Raw genomic sequence first — 4882 nt, forward strand, 5'->3', positions numbered from 1 at the left:
AGTGCCGGCCGCTGGCCGGCAACCCCATGATCCGGTGGATGCCGGGCAGCGCCCGGCTCTACCACGAACCGGTCCTATCCCAGGTCGCCCAACCGCGCCTGCAACGCCGCGACCGCGGCCAGTCCGGCCGTTTCCGTGCGCAGGATCCGCGGACCCAGCTGCAGTCCCTGGAACCCGGCCGCTGCCAGCTGGTCGCGGTCGCGCGGCGACCAGCCTCCTTCCGGGCCGATCGCAAGCACGAGGCCCCCTGCCGGAGCGGCCGTCAGCGTCGACAGGCGATGTGCGCCCCGCGGGTCCAGGGTCAGCCGCAGCGTATCGGCCGGCAGTACCGCCGCAGCCTGCGCCAGCGACAGCGGCGAACCCACCTGCGGGATGCGCGCACGCCCGGACTGGCCGCAGGCCGACGTCACCACGTTGTTCCAGTGCGCCACGCGCTTCTCGGCCCGTGCTGGATCGAGCTTCACCTCGGTGCGCTCGGCGTTGACCGGAATGATCGCCGCCACGCCCAGTTCGGTGGCCTTCTGCAGGATCAGGTCCATCTTCTCGCCACGGGCGATGCCCTGCAGCAGGGTGATCGCCAGCGGTGATTCATTGTCGATGGCCTGCACAGCATCGATGCGGACCTGTACCTCGCGCTTGCCGGCCACGGTCAGTGTCGCGCTGTAGTCGTTGCCATCGCCGTTGAACAGCACGCACGTATCGCCCTCGCGCAGGCGCATCACCCGCACCAGGTGGTTGGCCGTCTCTTCCGGCAGGGTCACGGTCTGGCCGCTGTGCAGCGCCAGGTCGATGGGGCAGCGGGTCACGCGCATGCAATCGCCTCGTCGATGGCCGCCAGCGTGGTGTGTGCCAGCAGCTCCAGTTGTTCGTCATCCACGCAATAGGGTGGCATCCAGTACAGCACGTCGCCCAGCGGGCGCAGCACCACGCCGCGCCTGAGGGCGGCCTTGTAAGCGTGCAGGCCCAGCCGCAGGCCCGGGTCGAAAGGCGTGCGCCTGTTGCCGTCGCGCGACAGCTCGAACGCCACCACCATGCCGGCCTGGCGCACGTCGGCCACGTGCGGATGGTCGGAAAATGGCGCCGCCAGCGTGCCCATCACCGACGCGATGCCCCGGTTGCGGGCGATCACATCGTCGTCGCGGAAGATGTCCAGCGTCGCCAGTGCCGCCGCGCAGGCCAGCGGATTGCCGGTGTAGCTGTGCGAATGCAGGAAGGCGCGCTCGCGCGAGTCGTCGAGGAAGGCGTTGTACAGCGCCTGCGTGGCCAGCACGGCGGCCAGCGGCAGGAAGCCGCCGGTCAGGCCCTTGGAAAGGCACATCAGGTCCGGCATCACCCCTGCCTGCTCGCAGGCGAACAGGGTGCCGGTGCGGCCGAAGCCGGTGGCGATCTCGTCGGCGATCATGAACGCGCCATGGGCATCGCACAGTTCGCGCACGCGCTGCAGATAGACCGGGTCATGCATGCGCATGCCGCCGGCACACTGCAGGCGCGGTTCCAGGATCACCGCGCAGATCTCGCCCGGATGCTGGTCGAACAGCGTGGCCAAGCCGTCGGCAGCCTGCCGTGCGCGATCTGCCGCGCTCTGGCCCGGTTCGGCCAGGTAGGCATCGGGCGATGGCGCGAACAGGCCTTCGGCCAGCAGCGGTGCATAGACGCGGCGATACAGCGGAATATCGCCCAGCGCCAGCGCACCCAGGGTCTCGCCGTGGTAGCCGTTTTCCAGCGCGATGAAGCGCGTGCGCCGTGGCTCGCCGCAGTTCTGGAAGTACTGGAAGGCCATCTTCAGCGCCACTTCCACGCCGGCCGAGCCGTTGTCGGCGTAGAACACTTTGGCCAACGGCGCGCGGCCGGGCTGGCGTGGCGCCAGCGCCAGCAGGCGCTCGGCCAGGGTGATCGCCGGCTCGTGGCCGAAGCCCGCCAGCATCACCTGTTCCAGCTGCCCGGCCTGCGCCGCGATGGCGCCGCCGATGCGCGGCTCGGCATGGCCGAACAGGTTGGTCCACCAGCTGCTGACGGCGTCCAGGTAGCGGTGGCCGTCGTGGTCGATCAGCCATGCGCCTTCACCGCGGGCGATCGGCACCAGTGGCAGGGTGTCCGGATGCTCACGCATCTGCGTGCACGGGTGCCACAGCACCTGCAGGTCGCGTTGCCGCCAGTGCTGGGCCAGCGGGGAGGGGGTTGGGTCTGCTAGCATTTCGGGCTCATGAACATGTTGCTGCCTGCACATTCTATCGGCCCCGGCGCTGGCGCCGGCCGCCGCGGAGATTCCGCATGAACGATGACCGTGCCGGCCGTCGCTTGCCGATCATCCATCGGATCACCGATGAGGAGAACGGCCCCTTCCAGCGCCAGCATCTGGACCTGGAATTCTCCAACGGTGAACGTCGCCGGTTCGAGCGCCTGGTCAGCCGTGGCCACGGCGCGGTGGTGGTGGTGCCGATGCTCGACGATGAGACCGTGCTGCTGGTGCGTGAATACGCCGCCGGCATGCACCGCTACGAACTGGGCCTGGTCAAGGGCCGGATCGACGCCGGCGAAACCCCCGAGCAGGCCGCCGACCGCGAGCTGAAGGAAGAAGCCGGTTACGGGGCGCGCCGGGTCGACGTGCTGCGCGCAATGACCCTTGCCCCGACCTACATGAGCCACCAGTCGTGGCTGGTGGTGGCGCGCGACCTGTACCCGGAAAAGCTGGCCGGCGACGAGCCGGAAGAACTGGAAGTGGTGCCGTGGAAGCTGGCCGAACTGGACCAGCTGATGTTGCGCGAGGACTTCTCCGAGGGACGCTCGCTGGCGGCGCTGTTCATTGCCCGCCAGTGGCTGCAGGGAACGCGATGATCAAACTGACCACGGACCTGCGCGAGACCGCCATCGCCATCGCCCAGCAGGCCGGCCAAGCCATCATGCAGGTGTATGCCGATGGATTCGAGGTCCAGATCAAGGACGACAACAGCCCGGTCACCGCGGCCGACCTGGCGGCCAACCAGGTCATTGAGGTGGGCCTGCGGCAGCTGACACCGGACCTGCCGATCCTGTCCGAGGAATCGGCGCAGGTGGGCTGGGAGCAGCGCCGCCATTGGGGCGCTTACTGGCTGGTGGATCCGCTCGACGGTACCCGCGAGTTCGTCAAGCGCAACGGCGAATTCAGCGTCAACATCGCCTTGATCTACCAGGGCGCGCCGGCCTTTGGTGTGGTGCTGGCGCCGGTCACCGGCATCGTCTGGCATGCCATGCGCGGCGAGCTGGCCTATCGGCGGCAGGGCCTGCATGACACCGTGCTGCGCACCCGCACGCCGGCCACGGCTCCGCTGCGCGTTGCCGCCAGCCGCTCGCACCGCTCGCCGGAAACCGAGGCGCTGCTGGCGCGCATGGGCCGCATCGAGACCATCGCACAGGGCTCGTCACTGAAATTCTGCCGGATCGCCGAAGGCGGCCTGGATGTCTATCCGCGGCTGGGCCCGACCTCCGAATGGGATACCGCCGCCGGCCAGTGCGTGCTGCATGCCGCCGGCGGCGCGGTGCTGTCGGCGGCGACCGGCAAGCCGTTCCGCTACAACCGCCGCGAGACACTGTTGAACGGCGATTTCATTGCCCTTGGTGATACCAGCCTGCCATGGCGCGACTGGTTGTCCGACTGATCCTGGAGGCCCCATGAGCGCGCACGACACCCCCACCACCGGTAGCGCCGCAAGCAGCGAACTGGAGCGCCTGCTGGCGATCATGGCGCGGCTGCGTGACCCGCAGGGTGGCTGCCCGTGGGATCTGGAGCAGAACTTCGCGACCATCGCCCCCTACACCATCGAGGAAGCCTACGAAGTCGCCGATGCGATCGACCGGGGTGACCTGGACGATCTCTGCGACGAGCTCGGCGACCTGCTGCTGCAGGTGGTGTTCCACGCACGCATGGCCGAGGAGCAGGGCGCGTTTGCCTTCGCCGAGGTCGCCCGTGCGATCAGCGACAAGATGCAGCGCCGCCACCCGCACGTGTTCGCCGATGTCAGCGTGGACGATGCCGACGGGGTGACGCGCAACTGGGAGGCGATCAAGCGCGCCGAGCGTGCCGCCAAGGGCGAGCAGGACACCTCCGCACTGGCCGGTATCTCGCGCGGCCTGCCGGAATGGCAGCGGGCGGTGAAGCTGCAGTCGCGCGCGGCCAAGGTCGGTTTCGACTGGCCGGGTCCGCTGCCGGTGCTGGACAAGGCAGCCGAGGAGCTGCAGGAGCTGCGCGAGGAGTTCGAACGCGGCGATGTCGCGGGCAACAAGGCGCGCCTGCAGGAAGAACTGGGCGACCTGCTGTTCGTCTGCGCGAACCTGGCGCGTCATGCCGATATCGATCTGGGCGCTGCACTGCGCGGTGCCAACCACAAGTTCGAGCGTCGCTTCCGCGCGATGGAAGCGCAGGCCGACGCACAGGGTGAGGCGTTGGCCGAACTGGACCTGGATGCGCAGGAAGCACTGTGGCAGCAGGCCAAGGCAGCAGAGAAGGCGTGAAAACGCTTGGCCTGTTCCTGCTGACCGCGCTGGCCGAGATCGTTGGCTGCTACCTGCCATGGTTGTGGCTGCGCAAGGGAGGCAGCGTCTGGCTGCTGCTGCCGGCGGCGGCCAGCCTGGCCGTGTTCGCCTGGCTGCTGACCCTGCACCCGACGGCCAGTGGACGGGTCTATGCCGCCTACGGTGGCGTCTACATCGGCACCGCGCTGTTCTGGCTGTGGCTGGTCGATGGCATTCGTCCCAGCCGCTGGGACCTGCTGGGCGCAGCGCTGTGCCTGGCCGGCATGGCGGTGATCATGTTCGGGCCGCGCACCTCATCAGTGTAGAGCCGAGCCATGCTCGGCTGCTCTTCCTTCCGGCCGCGCTGGCACGCGCAAGCCGAGCATGGCTCGGC

At 68.9% G+C, this 4882-nt stretch carries 6 protein-coding genes; 4 read left to right on the top strand and 2 right to left on the bottom strand.

The genetic code is table 11. From position 1 onward, the window contains the following. Positions 1-74: 74 nt before the first annotated feature. Both ABGA94_RS15955 and bioA read right to left on the bottom strand, forming a co-directional pair. Positions 75-812, bottom strand: a complete 738-nt coding sequence (locus tag ABGA94_RS15955; RefSeq protein WP_053499524.1) for a 16S rRNA (uracil(1498)-N(3))-methyltransferase — start codon at positions 810-812, stop codon at positions 75-77. Further along, positions 803-2194, bottom strand: a complete 1392-nt coding sequence (gene bioA / locus ABGA94_RS15960; protein ID WP_375367777.1) for an adenosylmethionine--8-amino-7-oxononanoate transaminase — start codon at positions 2192-2194, stop codon at positions 803-805. Before bioA ends, ABGA94_RS15955 begins: the two co-directional genes overlap by 10 nt. 77 nt (positions 2195-2271) lie before the next feature. On the opposite strand from bioA, the gene nudE reads away from it, so the two are divergent. From nudE to ABGA94_RS15980, 4 genes are read left to right on the top strand one after another with little or no spacing between them, the layout of a single operon-like run. Beyond that, positions 2272-2835 (top strand): ADP compounds hydrolase NudE, encoded by a 564-nt coding sequence (gene nudE / locus ABGA94_RS15965; RefSeq protein ID WP_005418435.1) that lies wholly within the window; start codon positions 2272-2274, stop codon positions 2833-2835. Beyond that, positions 2832-3635, top strand: a complete 804-nt coding sequence (gene cysQ / locus ABGA94_RS15970; RefSeq protein ID WP_375367778.1) for a 3'(2'),5'-bisphosphate nucleotidase CysQ — start codon at positions 2832-2834, stop codon at positions 3633-3635. Before nudE ends, cysQ begins: the two co-directional genes overlap by 4 nt. 13 nt (positions 3636-3648) lie before the next feature. Further along, complete coding sequence (gene mazG / locus ABGA94_RS15975; RefSeq protein ID WP_111129455.1) at positions 3649-4488, top strand: nucleoside triphosphate pyrophosphohydrolase; 840 nt, start codon at positions 3649-3651, stop codon at positions 4486-4488. Then, complete coding sequence (locus ABGA94_RS15980; RefSeq protein ID WP_053499515.1) at positions 4485-4814, top strand: YnfA family protein; 330 nt, start codon at positions 4485-4487, stop codon at positions 4812-4814. The genes mazG and ABGA94_RS15980 overlap by 4 nt, the downstream gene beginning before the upstream one ends. The last annotated feature ends 68 nt before the right edge of the window (positions 4815-4882 follow it).

This window comes from Stenotrophomonas sp. 3diitr2024 (genome assembly GCF_042136455.1).
In the GTDB taxonomy this organism is placed as follows: Bacteria; Pseudomonadota; Gammaproteobacteria; order Xanthomonadales; family Xanthomonadaceae; genus Stenotrophomonas; species Stenotrophomonas sepilia.

Excerpts from the sequence above, each read along its gene's own strand:
- bioA (WP_375367777.1), bottom strand. The coding sequence starts at position 2,194 with ATGCTAGCAGACCCAACCCCCTCCCCGCTGGCCCAGCACTGGCGGCAA.
- mazG (WP_111129455.1), top strand. The coding sequence starts at position 3,649 with ATGAGCGCGCACGACACCCCCACCACCGGTAGCGCCGCAAGCAGCGAA.
- cysQ (WP_375367778.1), top strand. The coding sequence starts at position 2,832 with ATGATCAAACTGACCACGGACCTGCGCGAGACCGCCATCGCCATCGCC.
- nudE (WP_005418435.1), top strand. The coding sequence starts at position 2,272 with ATGAACGATGACCGTGCCGGCCGTCGCTTGCCGATCATCCATCGGATC.
- ABGA94_RS15955 (WP_053499524.1), bottom strand. The coding sequence starts at position 812 with ATGCGCGTGACCCGCTGCCCCATCGACCTGGCGCTGCACAGCGGCCAG.